Origin of the sequence: Rufibacter sp. XAAS-G3-1 (assembly GCF_013623775.1) — a bacterium.
Taxonomy (GTDB): domain Bacteria; phylum Bacteroidota; class Bacteroidia; order Cytophagales; family Hymenobacteraceae; genus Nibribacter.
Genome location: NZ_JABFAM010000009.1, coordinates 96,653 through 114,416, shown reverse-complemented (window position 1 = coordinate 114,416; position 17,764 = coordinate 96,653). Strand labels below are relative to the sequence as shown.

The window sequence follows — 17,764 nt, the reverse complement described above, 5'->3', positions numbered from 1 at the left end:
AATAGACCCAAAACAGAATCGTGGGAAGAAGTACCTGCTACTTGCTACATGATACTTGATACTAAACAAAACATGAACGAAGAAATCCGTTCCCAATACCAGGCCATCATCGGGCTGGAGGTGCACGCGCAGTTGTTGACCGAGAGCAAGGCGTATTCGGCTGATTCCACAGAGTACGGCATGCTGCCGAACACGAACCTGAGCGTCATCACGTTGGGGCACCCCGGCACCTTGCCGCGCGTGAACAAGAAAGTGGTGGAAATGGCCATGAAGATGGGCCTGGCTACCGACTGCCAGATTACGCGCAACAACTTCTACGCCCGTAAAAATTACTTCTACCCAGACCTTCCAAAGGGCTACCAGATCACGCAGGACAAAACGCCCATCTGCACCAAAGGTCACTTGGACATCAAAACCAAAGAAGGAGGCGAGAAACGCATCGGGATTACCCGCATCCACATGGAAGAGGACGCCGGGAAATCCATGCACTTGGCGGGGGAGACCGAAACCTTGGTGGATTTGAACCGCGCCGGAACGCCGTTGATTGAAATTGTGTCGGAGCCGGACATTCGGGATTCGGAGGAGGCGTACGCGTATTTAACCCAGATTAAGAAATTGGTGCAGTACCTGGAAATCTGCGACGGAAACATGGAGGAAGGTTCTCTGCGCTGCGACGCCAACATCTCCGTCATGAAAAAAGGCGCTGACAAGTGGGGCACCAAGGTGGAGGTGAAGAACATGAACTCCTTCCGGAACGTGCAGCGTGCCATTGAGCACGAGATTGAGCGGCAGATTGCCATTCTGGAGAACGGCGGCACCATTGATTCCCAGACCCGGAACTTTGACGCCAATACCGGCACCACCACCGGCATGCGTTCCAAGGAGACCATGAACGACTACCGCTACTTCCCAGAGCCCGACCTTCCGCCGGTGATTATCTCTGACGAATGGCTGAACGCGGTGAAGGAAAGCATGCCCGCGCTGCCGCAGGTCTTGTACAACCGCTTCACGCAGGAATACGGCTTATCTGACTATGACGCGGGCGTTTTGACCGATGATAAAGCCATTGCCTTGTATTTCGATGCGCTTTGCCAGCAGACTAAGAACTACAAAGCCGCCGCCAACTGGATGAGCGGCCCCGTGAAGTCTTACCTGAATGAACTGACGTTATCCATAGAGGCGTTTCCGTTGAAGCCCGAGCAGATTGCCGGATTGATTGAACTGGTGGACAGCAATAAGGTGAGCCACAGCGTAGCGGCCAAGCAGATTTTCCCGTATTTATTGGAAAACCCCTCTAAAACGGCGCAGCAAGTGGCTTCTGAGCAGAACCTGGTGCAGGAATCTGATGCGGGAGCGTTGCAGGGAATCATTGACCAGGTGCTGGCAGCTAATCCGCAGAAAGTGGCGGAGTACAAAGCCGGAAAAGCCTCTTTGCTGGGCATGTTCATGGGGGATCTCATGAAGCAAACCAAAGGCAAGGCAGATCCCAAGTTAGCCAATAAGTTATTGAAAGAGAGTTTAGATAAATAAGCTCATTTCCAGAAAAGCATGAAGAAACAATTGATTCTGGCCGCCGCTTCCATCCTAGTGATGAGCGCCTGCCAAAAGAAAGGAGTAGCCACCGAAGATTCCGATAAAAGCTATCGGATCTCGGGCAAAATAAACAACATGACCACCGGCAAAGTCTTTCTGGACGAGCTGGGCGAACAGGCGTTTGTTCCATTTGACACCGCGCAGATAAACAAAGACGGCACGTTTGTGATGGAAGGCACCGTGGCCGAGCCCGCCATCTACAAACTCGGGTTTGAGAACCAGGAAGGCATCATGCTGGTGGTGGACAACAAATCCATTGAGGTGACCGCCGATTCTGGACAAGTGGCCCAAACCTATACCGTGACAGGTTCTAAAGACTCTGAATTGATTCAGGAGTTGAACAAGATCATGCAGTCTATGCAGCAAAATGCCACTGCCTTGAACCAGCAGTTCCAGGAAGCGTCAACGGCCGGAAATGAGGCTGAGGTGAAAAGATTGCAGGAGCAGTTCATGGCTTTGCAGCAGGAGAACCAAAACCAACTGAAGGCGTTTGTGAAAGCGAATCCATCTTCGGTGGTATCAGTGTATACGGCCGGTAATGTCCTGAACCTGGATGAGCACTACACTTTTGTAGACAGCATGAACACGGCCTTCAAATCGGCTTTGCCGAATTCCAAATACACCAAGTCTTTAGAGGCGCGGCTTTCCAAAATGAGAAGCACCGCCATGGGCAGCGCCGCCCCAGACATCAAACTCCCCTCTCCGGACGGCCCCGAGATTGCGCTTACTTCCTTAAGGGGAAAGTACGTGTTGATTGATTTCTGGGCCAGTTGGTGCGGGCCGTGCCGCAAGGAGAACCCGAACGTGGTGCGCATGTACAACAAGTACAAAGACAAAGGCTTCGAGATCTTCGGGGTGAGTTTAGACCAGGATAGGGCCAAATGGTTGAAAGCCATTGAAGCCGATAAACTGACCTGGCCGCACGTTTCTGACCTGAAAGGCTGGGAGAGTTCTGCCGCCACCCTTTACGGCATCACCGCCATTCCGCAAACGATACTTCTGGACAAAGAAGGCAAGATCATCGCCAAAAACCTGCGGGGCGAAGCGTTGGAAGAAAAGCTGGCTTCGCTGTTAAACTAAGGAAAACAGGCCATAAACAGAAAGGGCTGCCATTGCACAATGGCAGCCCTTTCTGTTTATGGCCTGTTTTCTCAATTCTGCTGCAAAAAGATCTTCTGCAGTACGTCCCAGAGTTTCTTCTTGAGTTCAACGCTTTTCTCAATGTCCTCTAAGGAGTCTACCAGCACAAAGCGGGATTCCTCAAACCTGTACATCCGGTAGAACTCCATGCGGGAGAGATTCGCCACCGGCAAACCCTGCCCGAACAGGATGATGTGTTTTGCTTTGTTACTGGCGGCTATCTGCTTCACGTCGTGCACCAGGCCTGGTGACATATTCCCGAATTTAACCTGATTGGTGGTTAAGCCCACCGCGGCCATGACTTTCTGCAGGAATGTGTGTTGCGGCAATTGGCTGAAAACCGCCTCCGGCACCTCAAACAGTAAATGCGTGCCGTGTACTGCTTCTCCCAGCCACCGTATTTCTTCGGCAGGAAGCTGTGGCGCAGGAATAGGAGCTGGCGCAGGGCTCGCTTCGTCCTTGGCGCTAACCGGATCTGGTGCCGGAGCCGCAGTCTCTGTTTTTTCTACCTGCGGAATAGCAGGAGCAACTTTAGCGGCACCCGAAAATGAAACGGTCTCTCCATTTGCCTGTTCTTCAGAAATGACGTAAAGCGTGTCTTGCCCATACAGTTGCTGGAGAAATAAAAGATCAGAGGCGGAAGAAGTCATACGGGAATGTACAAAAATTCTGGCTGATGATTATCCTACAATTTCAAAAAGAGCCTTCAGTTCATTGGCATCATCGGGTTTCATGCGGCCCGCCAGAATAAGGCGTAATTGGCGTCGGCGGAGGGCGCCGGCAAATTGCTCTTGCTCCTCCTCAGATTCAGGAACGGCCTCTGGCACCGCTACGGCTTTCCCGTTCTCGTCCAGCGCGACAAAGGTGAAATACGCCTCATTGGACTTCACCTTGGTACCGGACGGAATATCCTCGGCCCAGACGGTGATGTGCACCTCCATGGAGGTACTGAAGGCACGTGTTACCTGTGCCTCCAAAGTAATCACATTCCCTAACTTGATGCTTTCCCTGAACGACACGTTGTCTACCGACGCCGTGACCACAATGCGGTTGGAGTGTTTCTGGCCGGCTATGGCCGAAACAATGTCCATCCAATGCATCATTCGGCCTCCCATCAAGTTGTTGAGGGTATTGGTGTCATTGGGCAGAACCAGTTCGGTCATTCGCACATAGGAATCTTTGACAGATTTTTGCTTTCGCATAAAGTAAAAATGAAATGGAGGGCGCAAATATACGCTGTCTTATCCAAAGGGGAGGTACTTTTTTCTGAGCCTTGGCTTGGTTCCTGCTTCCTGTTTACAGCTTGTTTTTCCAAAAAGAAGCCCAAAACAGGAGTCTATTTCCAGCCTTGTTTTCCTAAAAGGGGCACAAACTTGAAGTTGCCAAACTCTTCTTTGGTGTACTCTTCTTCGCCCAGCCGGGTAATGCGCAGCATTTTCTGGTGCGCGGTATCTCCCACGGGAATAACTAACTTCCCGCCTATGGTGAGTTGCCGTAACAGCGTTTTGGGGATAATGGGAGCGCCCGCGGTAACTAAGATTTTGTCAAAGGGCGCGTGTGGGGGCAAGCCCTCAGAGCCATCGCCCAGAAACGTCTTGGGTGCCAGCCCCATGGTCTGGAACTGCCGGTTTGCTTTGTGATACAGCACTTCATTGTATTCAATGGTGTACACGTGGGGCGTGAGTTGCAACAGAATGCTGCATTGGTACCCAGAGCCGGTGCCTATCTCCAGCACTTTGTCCTGGGGCTGTACTTCCAGCAGTTCTGTCTGGTACGCTACGGTGTAGGGCTGCGAGATGGTTTGTCCTTCGCCAATAGGAAACGCTTTGTCTTGGTAGGCTTGCTCCAGAAACGCCTTTTCAAAGAAGAAATGCCTGGGAATCTGTTCCAAGGCCTGTAAAACCCGTCTGTCCTTGATTCCTTTCTCCTGTACAATACGCACCAGGCTTTTGCGCATGCCTTTGTGTTTGTAACTGTCTATGAGCATAAATGTATCAGGTAATGAGCTTGTATACGTTTAGAGGGCATATCTGAAGGAAATACGTCGCGAAATTAGCAAATAGGTAAGCAATGCCGTCAAATATAATTTTTAAGCCTGATTTAGATTTTGCGCGTAGCTTTGTGGTTGAAGGGCGCTTTTCCTGCTGCCTTTTCGTTGATCATTCATGCAGTTGAGCCGTACGCAACACATCTATAAAGTTATTATCGGGGATTTCCTGGCCGCTTTTCTGGCGTGGTCTATCTTCAATTTATCAAATAACTATTCATTTGTTGACTTATCGGAGTCCGTTGACGCCGCCTTCTTAAGCCGGGCCTTCATCATCGCCTCTTTGTGGGTGATCCTGTACAGCCTGTTAGGGTGCTACCGCAATGTGTTCCGTTTATCAAGGCTGAAGGAAGTGATTTTTCTGGCGGGGTTGTCCTTTGGGGGCGCGGTAGCCATTTACCTGGCTATTCTATGGGAAGACCCCGATTTCCACCAGTTTGAGGTGTACTCCAAACCCATTGGCGTTTACTTTCTGCTGCATTTCTTCTTTTCTGTGTTGCTTAAGCTGTTTGTCTTAGGCCACCTGAAACAAATGGTGTACAGCGGCCAGGTGTACTTTAACACGGTGGTAGTGGGCTCCAGCAGCAACGCCCGCGAGGTGTATGATGAACTGGAGAGCAATAACCGCCATCTGGGCTTTAGAATTCTGGGCTTTGTGCAGAGCGAGCCGTCCCAACCGCATTCTTTTCAGGAGCAGATTCCGTCGCTGGGTTCCTTCCATACCTTGCCTACTGTGATAGAGAAATCTGCGGTGGAAGAGGTGATCATAGCCATTGAGCCATCTGAACACCGCCTCATAGAGCAGATTCTGAGTTCGTTGCAAGGGGTGAACGTCAGGATCAGTATCCTGCCAGATGTCTACCAGATCTTGCTGGGCTCCGTGAAAGTGTCGCATTTGTTTGGCACCCCCTTGATTGAGGTAAAACGCGATTTGATGCCCGTGTGGCAACTACTCCTGAAAAGGGTGATTGACATAGGCGTGGCCATTCTGGTGCTGGTGCTACTTTCGCCGGTGTATGCCTTGCTCGCTGTTTTGGTGAAACTCACCTCGCCCGGGCCTGTCTTTTTCCGGCAGGAACGCATTGGTTTGCACGGAAACCCCTTCCATATCCTCAAGTTCCGGAGCATGTACCTGGATGCCGAAAAAATGGGCCCGGCCCTTTCCTCAGATGATGACCCCCGGGTAACCAAACTCGGGCGGTTCATGCGGAAAGTGCGGCTAGATGAACTCCCTCAGTTTTACAATGTCTTGATTGGCGAAATGAGTTTAGTAGGCCCCCGCCCCGAACGGCAGCATTTTATAGAGTTAATCACCGCGCACGCTCCCCATTACAAGCACCTGCACCGCGTAAGGCCCGGCATCACCTCCCTGGGCCAAGTAAAATTCGGCTACGCCCAAAACGTGCACGAAATGGTGCGCCGCCTGAAGTATGACATTCTCTACATAGAAAACATGTCCCTCCTCATGGATTTCAGGGTCATGCTCTACACCATCAAAATCATCGTTCAAGGAAGGGGGAAATGATTTGGAGATGAGGAGATGTGAAAATGAGGAGATGTGAAGATTCAACAATTACTCAATCTAATTTCCTCATCTTCACATCTCCAAATCTCCAAATTTCCTCATTTTCACATCTCCAAATTTCCTCATCTTCAAATCAAAGAAACCATGTTCACAGGAATTATAGAAGCGCAGGCCACGGTGGTAGCCATTAGGGATGAGCAGGCAAACCGGCATTTTACGTTCACGTGCCCGTTTACCCATGAACTGAAGATAGACCAGAGTGTGGCGCATAATGGCGTGTGCCTTACGGTGGTGGGCCTAGAAGGCAATACCTACACGGTGACCGCCATCGCGGAGACGCTTTCCAGAACCAACTTGGGCCAGTTAAGGCAGGGCGATAACGTGAACCTGGAGCGGTGCCTGCTGGCCAACAGCCGGTATGACGGGCACATTGTGCAGGGGCACGTTGACCAGATTGGCATTTGTGAAGAAGTGAAAGACCAGCAAGGCAGTTGGCTGTTCCGGTTTGCCTATAAACCGCAGGCGGCCGGGAATGTGACCGTAGAGAAAGGCTCTATCTGCATCAACGGCATCAGCCTGACGGTGGTAGAATCTGGGGCCGATTTCTTTTCGGTGGCCATTATTCCGTACACCTATGAGTTCACCAACCTGCACGCCGTGAAGCCCGGAGACCAGGTGAACCTGGAATTTGACATCATCGGGAAGTACGTGGCGCGCCTGCTGCAAAAATAATCCCCTGTTTTAGAGCTTGTTTAAATTTGAGGTTTGCTGGCGAAAATGACCAGAGAAAGGTTCTGCGGAAGCGTTTTTGGAGCAGCGTAGCAGCGCTACGGTGCGAGAAAAAGGTGAACGCAGGTTCTTTTTATGGTCGTTTGTAGCGCAAAGATGAAATTTAAACATGCTCTTAGGCCTGTTTTCCAAAAAGCAGGCCTAAAACAGGGGATTATTTTTGCAGGGAGTTTTCATTACCCGCGCCAAAAGACGAAGCGTTCTGAGGCTTTTCTGTAAAAATACATGCTTAACAGGGCCGCGCCCACGCCTATGAGTGCGCCGCCCGTAATGTCTCCGGGGTAATGTACGCCCAGGTAGACGCGGCTGTAGGAAATGGCTATTGCCCAAACGAGTAATAAAATTTTGAAAAGCCACTGTTTTCTGGGCAGCAACAGAATCACAAAAATGGCGACGGCAAAGGCATTAGCCGCGTGCGACGATACAAACCCGTATTGGCCGCCGCAGCCGTCAATGGCGTTCACAGAGGCGTTGATCAATTGGTCATGGCAAGGCCGTAAACGGGCCACGGTGGGCTTTAGAATACCAGAGGAGATAAAATCGGCTAAGCCCACGCTCGCGCCCAAAGACAGCACCATGAGCCAGCCTTTCCGCTGGTAGAAGTAGATAAACAGCCCCACCAGTACTCCGTAGAAAGGAAACCACACGTATTTGTTGGAGATCAGCACCATCACCACGTCCCAGAAGGGGGAGCGGTGGCGGTGCAGTTCCAGGAAAAGGGCTTGGTCTAAGGCTATGATTTCATCCATGTTTAGGCGAGGTTAATCCAGTCAATGTCTTTCCTGAAGCATGCCAGGGCCTCGGCTTCGGGGGTGCCGTCTTCCGGTGAATGGCTGTAGTGCCAACTGGCCAAGGGCGGAAGGCTCATCAGAATAGACTCGGTGCGGCCATTGGTTTCCAGCCCGAATTTGGTGCCCCGGTCATTTACCAGATTGAATTCCACGTAGCGCCCGCGCCGGATGAGCTGCCATTCTTTTTCCTGGGGGCTGAACGCCAGGTTTCTGTTCTGGTTTACAATGGCGGTATACGTAGGCGCAAACGTGTCTGCCACGCCCTGCACAAACGCGAACCGCTCTTCCAGAGAAATCTCCTGGGTGGGCGAAAGCCGGTCAAAGAAGATGCCGCCCACGCCGCGGGTTTCCTCGCGGTGCGGAATATAGAAATACTCATCGGCCCACTTCTTGAACTCTGGGTAATAGGTTGGGTGAAAGCGGTCGCAGGTGCTTTTGAGTTGCTGGTGGAAGAAACGTACCTGCGCTTTGTTCACGTAAATAGGGGTGAGGTCAATGCCGCCGCCAAACCAGGCCTCGCCGTTCCCGGCCTCAAAATAGCGCACGTTCATGTGCGTGATGGGCACGTGCGGGTTGCTGGGATGGATCACGACCGAAACGCCGGTGGCAAAGAAATGCGGGTCGGGCAATAACAGGGCGGCAGCGGCTTTCTCGGGCAGAATACCTTCTACCGCCGAGAAATTAACGCCTCCTTTTTCAAAAACGGCTCCGTTCTGGATCACGCGGGCCGCGCCGCCGCCGCCGCCGGGGCGCTCCCAGGCATCTTCCCGGAAACGGGCCACGCCGTCACAGGCTTCCAGATCCTGGCAGAGGCGTTCCTGGAATGACTTAAACCATTTTTGTATCGTATCTCTCATGGTATTTGCGTTTATCTGTTTTGGCGCCGTTTTGGCAAAAATAGGCGATAAATGGGAGAGGCCCACCATTTCCTGATTTTGCTTTCTACGGGATAAGCCGTACATTAGAAAACGAACAAATGTTAGCTTATGAACCAGACTTCTGTTGAAGCCGTTCCCCAAGTAGCCTTGGATCTTCTTCTAAAAGCTTACCGGCTGATGCTCACCGCCAAAGCCATGGCCGACACCTACGAAGAAAACAAAGCCATTTGCAGCAAATACGTCCATAGCACCTCGCGCGGCCATGAAGCCATTCAGTTGGCCACCGCTTTTCACCTAACGGAGAAAGATTTCCTGTCTGTTTACTACCGCGATGAGTCCATCTTGCTGGGCCTTGGGCTGTCTCCTTACGAGCTTATGCTTCAGTTGATGGCCAAGCGGGACGACCCTTTCAGCGGCGGCAGAACCTACTACGGCCACCCCTCGCTCCGGCGGGAAGGCTTTCCCGTGATCCCGCACCAAAGTTCCGCCACCGGCATGCAGGCCATTCCGGCCACCGGCATGGCGCACGCCCTTTCTTACCTGGAATCACAAGACCTGATGGATTCGGCCAAAGGCCGGGTAGTGGTTTGCTCGTTAGGCGATGGTTCGGTGACCGAAGGCGAAGTGGCCGAAGCGTTCCAGATGGCCGTCCTGAAAAAACTGCCCATTATTTACCTGGTGCAGGACAATGACTGGGGAATCTCTGCGAAAGGAACCGAGATGCGCGCCATGAATGCCTACGAGTACGCCGCCGGGTTCAAAGGTCTGGAACGACTCCAGTTGGACGGCGCTGATTTCATAGAATCTTACCTCGGCATGGCCGAAGCCTTCCGGATTGCCCGCCAGGAGCGCCGGCCGGTGCTGGTACACGCCAAATGCCCCTTGCTGGGCCACCATACCTCTGGCGTAAGGAGAGAATGGTACCGCGGCGACAATCTTACCGAACATAACCTGCTAGACCCACTGCCCAAACTAGGCACGTACCTGCTGGAGCAAGGCCTCACGGCCGATGAACTGATTTCCATTGCCCAGGAAGTAAAGCAGGAAGTTCAGGCGCACTATGAAAAAGCATTGGCCGCTCCTAATCCAGACCCAAACACGTTCCATCTCCATGAATTTGCCCCCACGCCTATAACTGAAGAGAAAGGCAACCGATCCCCAGAAAACGCGGAGAAAACCACCATGGTAGACGCCGCCCTGCATGCCGTAGATGACATTCTGAAACAATACCCCGAGGCGCTCTTTTATGGCCAGGATGTTGGCGGAGAGTTGGGTGGGGTGTTCCGGGAGGCGGCTTTGCTGGCAAAAAAGTACGGCGATGCCCGCGTGTTCAATACGCCCATCCAGGAAGCGTACATTGTGGGTTCAACGGTGGGCATGTCGGCGGTGGGAGCCAAGGCCATTGTGGAGATCCAGTTCGCGGATTATATCTGGCCCGGCATTAACCAGTTGGTAGAGGAACTCTCCAAAAGCTGTTACCTGAGCATGGGCAAGTTTCCGGTACAGGCGTTGATCAGGGTGCCTATTGGGGCGTACGGCGGCGGCGGGCCTTATCACTCCGGCAGCATTGAATCTACCTTACTGAACATACGGGGCATCAAAGTGGTGTACCCCAGCAACGCCGCCGACATGAAAGGCCTCATGAAAGCCGCCTTCCTGGATCCCAACCCGGTTGTCATGCTGGAGCACAAAGGCCTGTACTGGTCTAAAGTCCCCGGCACCGAGGACGCCAAAACCGTAGAGCCCGATGCGGATTATATCCTGCCCCTCGGGAAAGCCAACGTGGTGCAGTACGCCAGGGATGAACAGATACGCCAGGGAAACAGCCTCACGGTAATCACCTACGGCATGGGCGTTTACTGGGCCAAAACCGCCAGCAAACAGATGGATGGTTCCGTAGAGATTGTAGACCTCCGCACCTTGAATCCGCTGGACTTTGAAACCGTGCAAGCCTCCGTGGAACGGCACGGGAAAGTGCTGGTCTTGACCGAAGAACCGCTCCTGAATTCCTTTGCCGAGTCACTGGCGGGCCGCCTCAGTAAAACCTGCTTCCAACACTTAGATGCCCCGGTTTTTACTCTAGGTGCCGAGAACCTGCCCGCCGTGCCGTTGAATGTGGAACTGGAGAAAATGATGCTACCTAATGCTGAAAAGGTTCTGGCTACTTTACAGGAGTTGCTGGCGTATTAAGACCGTTCTTCTCATTTTAGCTTAAACCTGTGAGGTCTTGAAGACCTCACAGGTTTTTTGTTTTAGGCCTGTTTTCGGCAAAACAGCCTTAAAACGCTTCATCGGGACTCCCCTCTCCGTGGGAGAGGGGCTGGGGGTGAGGTCTTCTGTTTACGGCCTGCTTTTTCTAAAACAGCCTTAAAACGGATAGCCTATGCCCAGGTTAAAGGTAGTCTGCTTATTGTTCCCGAAAATTCTATCTGATCTGAATTGGCCTATGACTAACCGGTTGCCCTGTTGTACAGAAGGGTCATAGACCTTGGTGGCAATATCGAACCGGAGGATGGCGAAGGTAAAGTCCAGCCGTACCCCGAAACCGGTGCCTACCGCCAGTTCTCGGTAGAAACGGTTAAATTCAAACTGGGCACCCGGTTGGCTGATGTAGAGTTCGGGGTTGGGGTTGGTGTTGCGTTCCTTGAAAAGCCAGATGTTACCGGCATCCACGAATAAAGCTCCGTTTACATTAGTCCCGCCAAAACGGAACATCCTGAACCGGAACTCTGAGTTGAGCTCCAGCAAGATCTCGCCGGTTTGCTCAAACAGGTAATCGGTTTCACCCGTCTCTCTGTTGATGAGCGCACTGGAACCAGGCCCTAACCGGCGGGGCAGCCAGGCCCGCACGCTGGAGGAACCACCGGCAAAAAAGTATTTGTCATACGGCAGCGCCCTAGATTCGCCCAGGGGTTTGGCCACGCCGCCGTTGGCCCGGTACACAAAGGTCATGTTGTTTCCCAGGGCATGGTAGCGGCGGTAATCAACGTTCAGTTTGGCAAAGCGGTAGGTGTTCAGATCCCTAAACTGTTGGGCCACATAATTCCAGAGCAAACCGCCGGTCTCCACAAAAATGCGCACCAGTTTGGCGTCATTGGATTGGTTGTAGTTGGCGGTGTTGTAAAGGCTGGTGAAGTTGATGGAAGAGACAAAGGCGTCTCTGAAACTCTCGTTCAGCGGGTTCCCCGATTGCTGCAGCGTGTCCAGGTACTGCTGAAAAGTAGGGGCAATCCTGGGGGTACTGATCACGTTGATGTCCAGCGGCGAAAAGCTGAATTGGTGGATGTTCAGGCGCTGCCAGATATAGTCAAAAGAAAAGTCGAGGTTGGTTCTGGTGTATTCGTTTCGGTCTACGTAGGTGTAGCCGGTACTGAACCGGGTGCGGGGATTAAACCTGACCAGCAAATCATTGGTTCTGAACGGAACCAGAATCTGCGGGAACGTAACGCCCATGTCGGCCCCTACTTCTGTCCTGCGCCCCACGGTCGCCACGTTGCGCTGCAACTGCCCCTCAATGCCGGCCCGCACGCCAATGTCAAAGATTTCGGCCCCGCCGAAGATATTCCTGATCCGGAACCGCATACTGGCGTAGGGGCCTGGCACCCTTTCGGTGAAAGTACCGCCAATCTCGGTGGTTTCCTGAAAGCGGGGCAGCAGTGCGGTGTTGATCTCGGCATCCAGTAAGCCCCGGTTGGGCGCGGTGGCAAGGGAGTCTACTTTGGTGTAGCTGATGGTGGTGTACTTGAAAACATCCAGGTTACTGATAATGCGCTGGTTGTTGAGGGTTCTGGTGGCAGAATACGTCTGACCGGGGCGCACAATCACCTTCCGGAGCAGAATGCGCGGTTTAATGCGGTGTTCGTAGGCCAGAAAATTGATGTTGTTTAACTCTACCGTGTCTCTGGAGCGGCCAAAGCGGTTAAGCCCCGCATCTGAGGTGAAATTGACCTGGTTGATGGTGTATATTTTATGCTGGGTAGAATCTGTGGGGTTGGCGATGAGCGTACTCAGCCGCACGGTATACGCTTCATAACTGGTATCTGCCTCAACCGTGATAAACTGCTGCCGAAAATCAAAGAAGCCGTTGTTCTTTAAAAGCTGTTCTATGCGCGAACGCTCCTGGGTGAGCAGCGCCTCGTCAAAGTTCTGGTTTACGTTGACCAGGCTGGCTTCCTGGTTTTCATGGAGCATGCGCAGAATGGTGGTGTCTGGCACCTGGTAGGTGTGCTGCGAGATGATGTACGGTTTGTCTTCCGCTACCTGAAGCGTCACAAACACCTTCTTTTTTTTGACCTGGGTACTGGAAGAGACTTTGTTCCTGAAAAACCCTTTGGAGCTGAGATAGATGCCTACCTGTTCCTGGGTTTGCACCAGTTTCAGGGAATCAAAAATAGCGGGAGGCTCCCCAACCGTGCGCATGAGCCAGTTGCCGTTCTCTTTCTTGTTCTGGAGCTTGGTGAGTTTATTTTCCTTTTTCTCAATCAACTGGTCTATCTGCACAGAGTCATTGCCGGCTTTCTGGATGCGGCGGGCATACTCCTGCGTTTCCTCGTCAATATTGGCCTGTATGCGTTCTGGGTTATAGAAGCTTTTGCCTAAGTAATAAAGGTTCAGGTAGATAGGAACCCCTAGTACCCGACGGTTGGGTTTCTGCTGGTACAGCTCTGAAACGGCCGATTTATCGGCTTGCTCTACTCCCTCCAGTTGTATGCGCCAGAGCAAGCGCTCGTTTTCGGCAAGATGGCGGGTGGGTGAACAGCCCATAGAAAAGCCCAGCATTGTGAATACCGCGCCGAATACGTAACATCGTAGCTTCAAACGTAGAAAGGTTATGATCTCAAAGGGGCTTTTGAAGTACATTAGGTCGCTGCAAATAAAGAAATATAGGTTGCTTCACCAAGCGTTCACGGTGGAAGGTGAAAAGAGTGTGACTGAACTGCTGCAATCAGACTTTGAACTGGAAACGGTTTTCGCCACCCAAAAATTTTTACTCAAGCATACCCATCTGCTAAAGAAAGGTTATGACGTGGTAGAAGTAGGAGAGGCCGAGCTGGAAAAGGCCGGTTCCATGGAAAGCAACAATGCCGCCCTGGCTATTGCCAAGATGCGCCCCGTTCCTGCTTTCAACTGGCAAGATAACTCTTTTGTGTTGGCTTTGGATGAAGTCCGCGACCCCGGGAACCTGGGCACCATCATTAGAATTGCCGATTGGTACGGGCTCACCGCCCTTGTGCTCTCAGGCAACAGCGCCGATTTCTACAACCAGAAAGTGATTGCCGCCACCATGGGCTCCTTTACCCGCATCACACCGCACTACGTTGATTTAGCCCTGTTTTTAGAAAACCGGCCGAAAAACGTGCCGGTCTATGGGGCGGCGCTGGAAGGCGAGAACGTACACCGGCTGCAACTGCACCCGCAAGGAGTTTTGGTAATGGGCAATGAGTCACACGGCATCCGCGCCGAGATCATGCACCAGGTCACCCAGCCGCTGCACATTCCCGGCCGGGGCGGGGCCGAATCGCTGAACGTAGGCACGGCCACCGCCATTCTGCTAGACAACTTCTTCCGGAATATCTAAGCGTTTTGTTAGTAAAGATAGGTACTATCATCACCTCTTCTGCTCCTTTCCCCAGTTCCAGTATTCCCCGAGCGCGCCTCGCTTTTGGCCCTATTTTAGCAAAACTACGAGCGAATATCTTCTCCGGCCGAAAGGGCAGTGCGAGAGGGGAAGACTGAGCCCCGCGGCCGTGAGCGCTTACCGGAACAGATGAAACAATGCTGCACCTGCACCCACGCAAAAAGTAGCCAAGCCAAGGGAACAGCATATACCGTGCACCTGTTGACCTTCCCAAAGAAGCCAATTTCAGGCAGAGCCCAGAACCAATAAGAGTATCAGATTAAAACTGCTTCATAAACGAAGACTCAAGCAGATGCAGCACCAGAGGGGGCAGAAATAAATTGTGCCCTTCTTTTGAGCCCCTTTTTACCAAAACAGCCTTAAAACAGAAAGAGGAGCCATTAAAGCTCCTCTTTCTGTTTATTGAAATTTATCTAACACCTTAGAATTTCATGATTCTTAAACCCGCTGCGATGGCGTTGGCCTGAGGGCCTTTGTTTTCTTCAAACAGCTCGTTCAAGTTATACTTCACGAAGAACTCCAGGCTTCTGATTCCTACAAAGCCAGACAGACCGTATTGGAAATCGTTCAGGAAGAAATCATCTTTGGATTTGTTCTTGAAGTTCTCGCCGTCCTGGGAGTATTTCTCTTTGGAATGGCTGCTGAGCATGTAGCCAACAAAGCCGCCGCCGCCAATTTTGAAGTTCGTTTTGCCTTTTCTGTTTTTAAAATCGAAGCCAAGTTCCAGGGGCACGTTGATAGAGGTGGTCGCCAGTTTGCTTTTCTCGAAGTTGATGGAGCTAGGACTGAGGAATTCAGCTCTTTCGCCGGTGTTCCGGATGGTGATGTTGTCATCAAACATGTAGTTGTGGAAGTCTACGGTAAAACCGGTGATCAGGCGCGCCGGGCTGTTCTCGCCGCCTAAGCGGTACTGCCACTTGCTGTTCAGGCTCACATAGCGGGAGGCCAAAGGTCTTAGTTTAATGTCTTGCACCATGCTACCGGCCATTTCTTCGGTGTTCAGCCAGTTGGCAACGCCCAGGTCAACCTGAAAGTCATAGGCGGTTTTAGGGTTCCGGTTTTTGTAGCGTTTCTCGTCTCTTTCCTTCACCTTGGTAGAGTCATCATCGCCCACGCTCACTTTCACCTTGGTGGAATTGTTCTCCTCGTCATGGTCAATGTCAATGCCTACTTTGTCGGTGATCCGGATTCTGTTTTTCTCTTTGATGATCACTTCGGTACCGTTTTGCCCACCCTGGGTGATGGTGATGTTCACGTCTTCAGAAGTATTGGCTTTGGATTTGTCAATGGTCACCACCACCTCCTCGCCGTTTTTACCGGCAGCCTCAATCTGGTCGGCGTATTTCTCCACCAGCAGCAGGATGGAATCCACGCTCTGGTTTTTTAGATTTTTCATGTCTTTCACATCTTTTACCACAATCAACAGGCGGGCTTCATTTTTGAGCTTCAAAATGAGCGTATCCTGCATGGCCGCCGTGGAAGGGCTAAAGGAACTGGCGTGGGAAGGCATGGCGATTGCGGCAGCCATCATGATGGCCGAAAGCAGGGCGTACAAACGTTTCATAGTAATTGGATTTTAGAGTTCTATGGTCTTTGAGATTTTCTTGTTGCCTATTCTGGTTTCCAAGGCGTACGTGTGTTTGGTGTAACCTAATTCTGAAAGATTCACTTTCTCACCGTCTTTGAGGTTTTTCACTTGTTTCAGGAGGCCTTTCAGAACGCGTCCCGATCCAGTTGATTCCTCTTCCTGAGGTGTGTCCGTTTCTTTAGTAGATGCCTGGGCGAGGGAAGGGGTTGCCTGGGCGTTGTTTAATTTTACAATTATTTCTAAAGCGGGAGCCTCCGTGGTGTTTTTAGCAGTTTCCTGCGTTTTTACCGGGTGCGCTACAGCCATCAATTTAGGCTCCTGGGTTACGGCAGAAGAGTTAGTCTCCTCCTGTTTCACCACCGCAACCCGTTTAGAGACTTCGCTTGATTTTCCTGGCGCCGGAGCAGCTTGTGTTTGGGTTTTGGCTGAAGCCAAAGCCTGTTGCTGCTCTTTCTCCTGAGAAGCTGCCGCAGGGAAGTTGTACACTGTTTCACTTTCTGTTTCAGCCGGAGCGGAAGCTTGGGGAGGTGCCTCAGTTACAACTGGTGCCTTTTTAGCTTCCTGCACAGTGGCTACGGCACCTGAAGATTGCAGCGGGTCTATGTCACGGTTTACCCAAAGACCAACGCCCAGCAGCATGGTCACCGCAGCAGCGGCCGAGTAATACCACATTCTTACGGTACCACGTTCTTCTTTCTGTTCGGCCGCGGCCGGAACCAGGAACGGATTGGGGGTTTCCTGCTGCGCGGCCTGTTGCATGCGGGCTTGCATGCGCTCCCAAACATCATTGCTGGGGGCTACCGGTTTGTCCTTCAGCTTATCTCTAAATAATTTATCTAAATCTTCTGCGCTCATCGTCTTGGTCTGTTTAGAGGGCGATTACTACTCCTTGCTGGGCCAGCATGCGTTGCAGCATGGCCCGGGCTTTACTTAACTGCGATTTGGAAGTACCTTCACTGATGTGGAGCATGTCGGCAATCTCTTTGTGCGAGTAGCCTTCAATGGCGTACAGGTTGAAGACGGCCCGGTAACCGGCCGGTAGGTCTTGTAGCAACTCCAGCATTTCCTCGGCACTCATGTCACTGTCGGCCGTGGCGTCTTCTGAGGCCAGGTGGATATGCTCTTTGTCGATGGCCAGGTGCATGGGCTCCTGCTTGCGCAGTTGCTGCAGCGCCTCGTTCACCATGATCCGGCGAACCCAGCCTTCAAAGCTTCCTTTCTGCTCAAATTTGTCTACGTGCTGGTACACTTTCATGAACCCGTTGATCAAGACTTCCTCGGCATCCATCTCATTCTTGAGGTACCGCATACAAACCCCCATCATGGGGCCGGCGTAGCGGTCGTACAAGATTCGCTGGGCTTTGGCATCGCCTTTCTGCAGTGCTAGTACCAGTTCTGACTCATTCACGGGTGGTAGTTGTTTAAGCGATAATTTTTGCCTGTTTGTAATGATAGATGCACCGCCTCCAGATTCGGTTGCCTGAGGTTCAAAAATATTTCAAGTAAATATAATCCTTTGGGAATATGATCTAGAAGCTGTTTAGAGTTTTCAGGCTGTTTTCATAAAAACAGCCTGAAAACGAAGGTACAAGCATCTGCTTGCGGCAGTGTACAGATAAACCCTTTGTTTTTGGCCTGTTTTTATAAAAGTAGCCTAATAAGCAGATACTTGCCCCCCCTTTGTCATCTTTCCAAGATGACAAAGGGGGGGCTTGCTTCTCTAGATGCGATATTCTCCTGAACCCTTCAAACGTCAAATCAGTTGTTGCTTAGAA

General features: G+C 51.8%; 15 protein-coding genes. 6 read left to right on the top strand and 9 right to left on the bottom strand.

Annotated elements, in window-relative coordinates; genetic code table 11:
• The first annotated feature begins 72 nt into the window (after positions 1–72).
• Together gatB and HHO50_RS12050 are read left to right on the top strand one after the other, a co-directional pair.
• Positions 73–1,530 (top strand): Asp-tRNA(Asn)/Glu-tRNA(Gln) amidotransferase subunit GatB, encoded by a 1,458-nt coding sequence (gene gatB / locus HHO50_RS12055; protein WP_181306309.1) that lies wholly within the window; start codon positions 73–75, stop codon positions 1,528–1,530.
• Positions 1,531–1,548: 18 nt separating this feature from the next.
• On the top strand, positions 1,549–2,673 hold the full coding sequence (locus tag HHO50_RS12050; RefSeq protein WP_181306308.1) for a TlpA disulfide reductase family protein: 1,125 nt from the start codon (positions 1,549–1,551) through the stop codon (positions 2,671–2,673).
• 71 nt (positions 2,674–2,744) lie between these two features.
• Here HHO50_RS12050 and HHO50_RS12045 read toward each other — a convergent pair whose 3' ends face one another.
• The 3 genes from HHO50_RS12045 to HHO50_RS12035 form a co-directional block, all read right to left on the bottom strand.
• A complete protein-coding gene (locus tag HHO50_RS12045) occupies positions 2,745–3,383 on the bottom strand; it encodes a hypothetical protein (RefSeq protein WP_181306307.1) in 639 nt (212 codons plus the stop codon).
• 30 nt (positions 3,384–3,413) lie between these two features.
• Positions 3,414–3,935 carry an acyl-CoA thioesterase gene (locus HHO50_RS12040; RefSeq protein ID WP_181306306.1) on the bottom strand — a complete coding sequence of 174 codons (522 nt, stop codon included), beginning with the start codon at positions 3,933–3,935 and terminating at the stop codon, positions 3,414–3,416.
• Positions 3,936–4,069: 134 nt separating this feature from the next.
• On the bottom strand, positions 4,070–4,720 hold the full coding sequence (locus HHO50_RS12035; protein ID WP_181306305.1) for a protein-L-isoaspartate(D-aspartate) O-methyltransferase: 651 nt from the start codon (positions 4,718–4,720) through the stop codon (positions 4,070–4,072).
• Between the two features lie 184 nt (positions 4,721–4,904).
• On the opposite strand from HHO50_RS12035, the gene HHO50_RS12030 reads away from it, so the two are divergent.
• Complete coding sequence (locus HHO50_RS12030) at positions 4,905–6,305, top strand: sugar transferase (protein WP_255478712.1); 1,401 nt, start codon at positions 4,905–4,907, stop codon at positions 6,303–6,305.
• A 144-nt stretch (positions 6,306–6,449) separates the two neighbouring features.
• Positions 6,450–7,037 carry a riboflavin synthase gene (locus tag HHO50_RS12025; RefSeq protein WP_181306303.1) on the top strand — a complete coding sequence of 196 codons (588 nt, stop codon included), beginning with the start codon at positions 6,450–6,452 and terminating at the stop codon, positions 7,035–7,037.
• Between the two features lie 233 nt (positions 7,038–7,270).
• On the opposite strand, the gene HHO50_RS12020 is transcribed toward HHO50_RS12025, so the two are convergent.
• Together HHO50_RS12020 and hemF are read right to left on the bottom strand one after the other, a co-directional pair.
• Positions 7,271–7,843, bottom strand: a complete 573-nt coding sequence (locus tag HHO50_RS12020) for a phosphatase PAP2 family protein (RefSeq protein ID WP_181306302.1) — start codon at positions 7,841–7,843, stop codon at positions 7,271–7,273.
• 2 nt (positions 7,844–7,845) lie between these two features.
• The gene (hemF, locus tag HHO50_RS12015; protein WP_181306301.1) at positions 7,846–8,742 is read right to left on the bottom strand and encodes an oxygen-dependent coproporphyrinogen oxidase; all 897 of its coding nucleotides are present in this window, start codon (positions 8,740–8,742) and stop codon (positions 7,846–7,848) included.
• A gap of 129 nt (positions 8,743–8,871) precedes the next feature.
• Here hemF and HHO50_RS12010 point away from each other — a divergent pair, with 129 nt between their 5' ends.
• A complete protein-coding gene (locus tag HHO50_RS12010) occupies positions 8,872–10,953 on the top strand; it encodes a thiamine pyrophosphate-dependent enzyme (RefSeq protein ID WP_181306300.1) in 2,082 nt (693 codons plus the stop codon).
• A 177-nt stretch (positions 10,954–11,130) separates the two neighbouring features.
• On the opposite strand, the gene HHO50_RS12005 is transcribed toward HHO50_RS12010, so the two are convergent.
• Positions 11,131–13,581 (bottom strand): BamA/TamA family outer membrane protein, encoded by a 2,451-nt coding sequence (locus HHO50_RS12005; protein WP_181306299.1) that lies wholly within the window; start codon positions 13,579–13,581, stop codon positions 11,131–11,133.
• Between the two features lie 13 nt (positions 13,582–13,594).
• On the opposite strand from HHO50_RS12005, the gene HHO50_RS12000 reads away from it, so the two are divergent.
• Complete coding sequence (locus HHO50_RS12000; RefSeq protein WP_181306298.1) at positions 13,595–14,341, top strand: RNA methyltransferase; 747 nt, start codon at positions 13,595–13,597, stop codon at positions 14,339–14,341.
• A gap of 481 nt (positions 14,342–14,822) precedes the next feature.
• On the opposite strand, the gene HHO50_RS11995 is transcribed toward HHO50_RS12000, so the two are convergent.
• The 3 genes from HHO50_RS11995 to HHO50_RS11985 are packed head-to-tail and all read right to left on the bottom strand — an operon-like array spanning position 14,823 to position 17,397.
• Positions 14,823–15,965, bottom strand: a complete 1,143-nt coding sequence (locus tag HHO50_RS11995; RefSeq protein WP_181306297.1) for an outer membrane beta-barrel protein — start codon at positions 15,963–15,965, stop codon at positions 14,823–14,825.
• Positions 15,966–15,977: 12 nt separating this feature from the next.
• Positions 15,978–16,844: a hypothetical protein gene (locus HHO50_RS11990; RefSeq protein ID WP_181306296.1), complete on the bottom strand. Its 867-nt coding sequence runs from the start codon at positions 16,842–16,844 to the stop codon at positions 15,978–15,980.
• Between the two features lie 13 nt (positions 16,845–16,857).
• Entirely contained in the window at positions 16,858–17,397 is a 540-nt protein-coding gene (locus HHO50_RS11985) for a sigma-70 family RNA polymerase sigma factor (RefSeq protein ID WP_181306295.1), read from the bottom strand.
• Between the last annotated feature and the right edge of the window lie 367 nt (positions 17,398–17,764).

Coding starts and splice junctions, on each gene's coding strand:
- HHO50_RS12035 (WP_181306305.1), bottom strand. CDS start 4,720: ATGCTCATAGACAGTTACAAACACAAAGGCATGCGCAAAAGCCTGGTG.
- HHO50_RS12045 (WP_181306307.1), bottom strand. CDS start 3,383: ATGACTTCTTCCGCCTCTGATCTTTTATTTCTCCAGCAACTGTATGGG.
- HHO50_RS12000 (WP_181306298.1), top strand. CDS start 13,595: ATGATCTCAAAGGGGCTTTTGAAGTACATTAGGTCGCTGCAAATAAAG.
- HHO50_RS12025 (WP_181306303.1), top strand. CDS start 6,450: ATGTTCACAGGAATTATAGAAGCGCAGGCCACGGTGGTAGCCATTAGG.
- HHO50_RS11995 (WP_181306297.1), bottom strand. CDS start 15,965: ATGAAACGTTTGTACGCCCTGCTTTCGGCCATCATGATGGCTGCCGCA.
- HHO50_RS12020 (WP_181306302.1), bottom strand. CDS start 7,843: ATGGATGAAATCATAGCCTTAGACCAAGCCCTTTTCCTGGAACTGCAC.
- hemF (WP_181306301.1), bottom strand. CDS start 8,742: ATGAGAGATACGATACAAAAATGGTTTAAGTCATTCCAGGAACGCCTC.
- HHO50_RS12050 (WP_181306308.1), top strand. CDS start 1,549: ATGAAGAAACAATTGATTCTGGCCGCCGCTTCCATCCTAGTGATGAGC.
- HHO50_RS11990 (WP_181306296.1), bottom strand. CDS start 16,844: ATGAGCGCAGAAGATTTAGATAAATTATTTAGAGATAAGCTGAAGGAC.
- HHO50_RS12010 (WP_181306300.1), top strand. CDS start 8,872: ATGAACCAGACTTCTGTTGAAGCCGTTCCCCAAGTAGCCTTGGATCTT.
- HHO50_RS12040 (WP_181306306.1), bottom strand. CDS start 3,935: ATGCGAAAGCAAAAATCTGTCAAAGATTCCTATGTGCGAATGACCGAA.
- gatB (WP_181306309.1), top strand. CDS start 73: ATGAACGAAGAAATCCGTTCCCAATACCAGGCCATCATCGGGCTGGAG.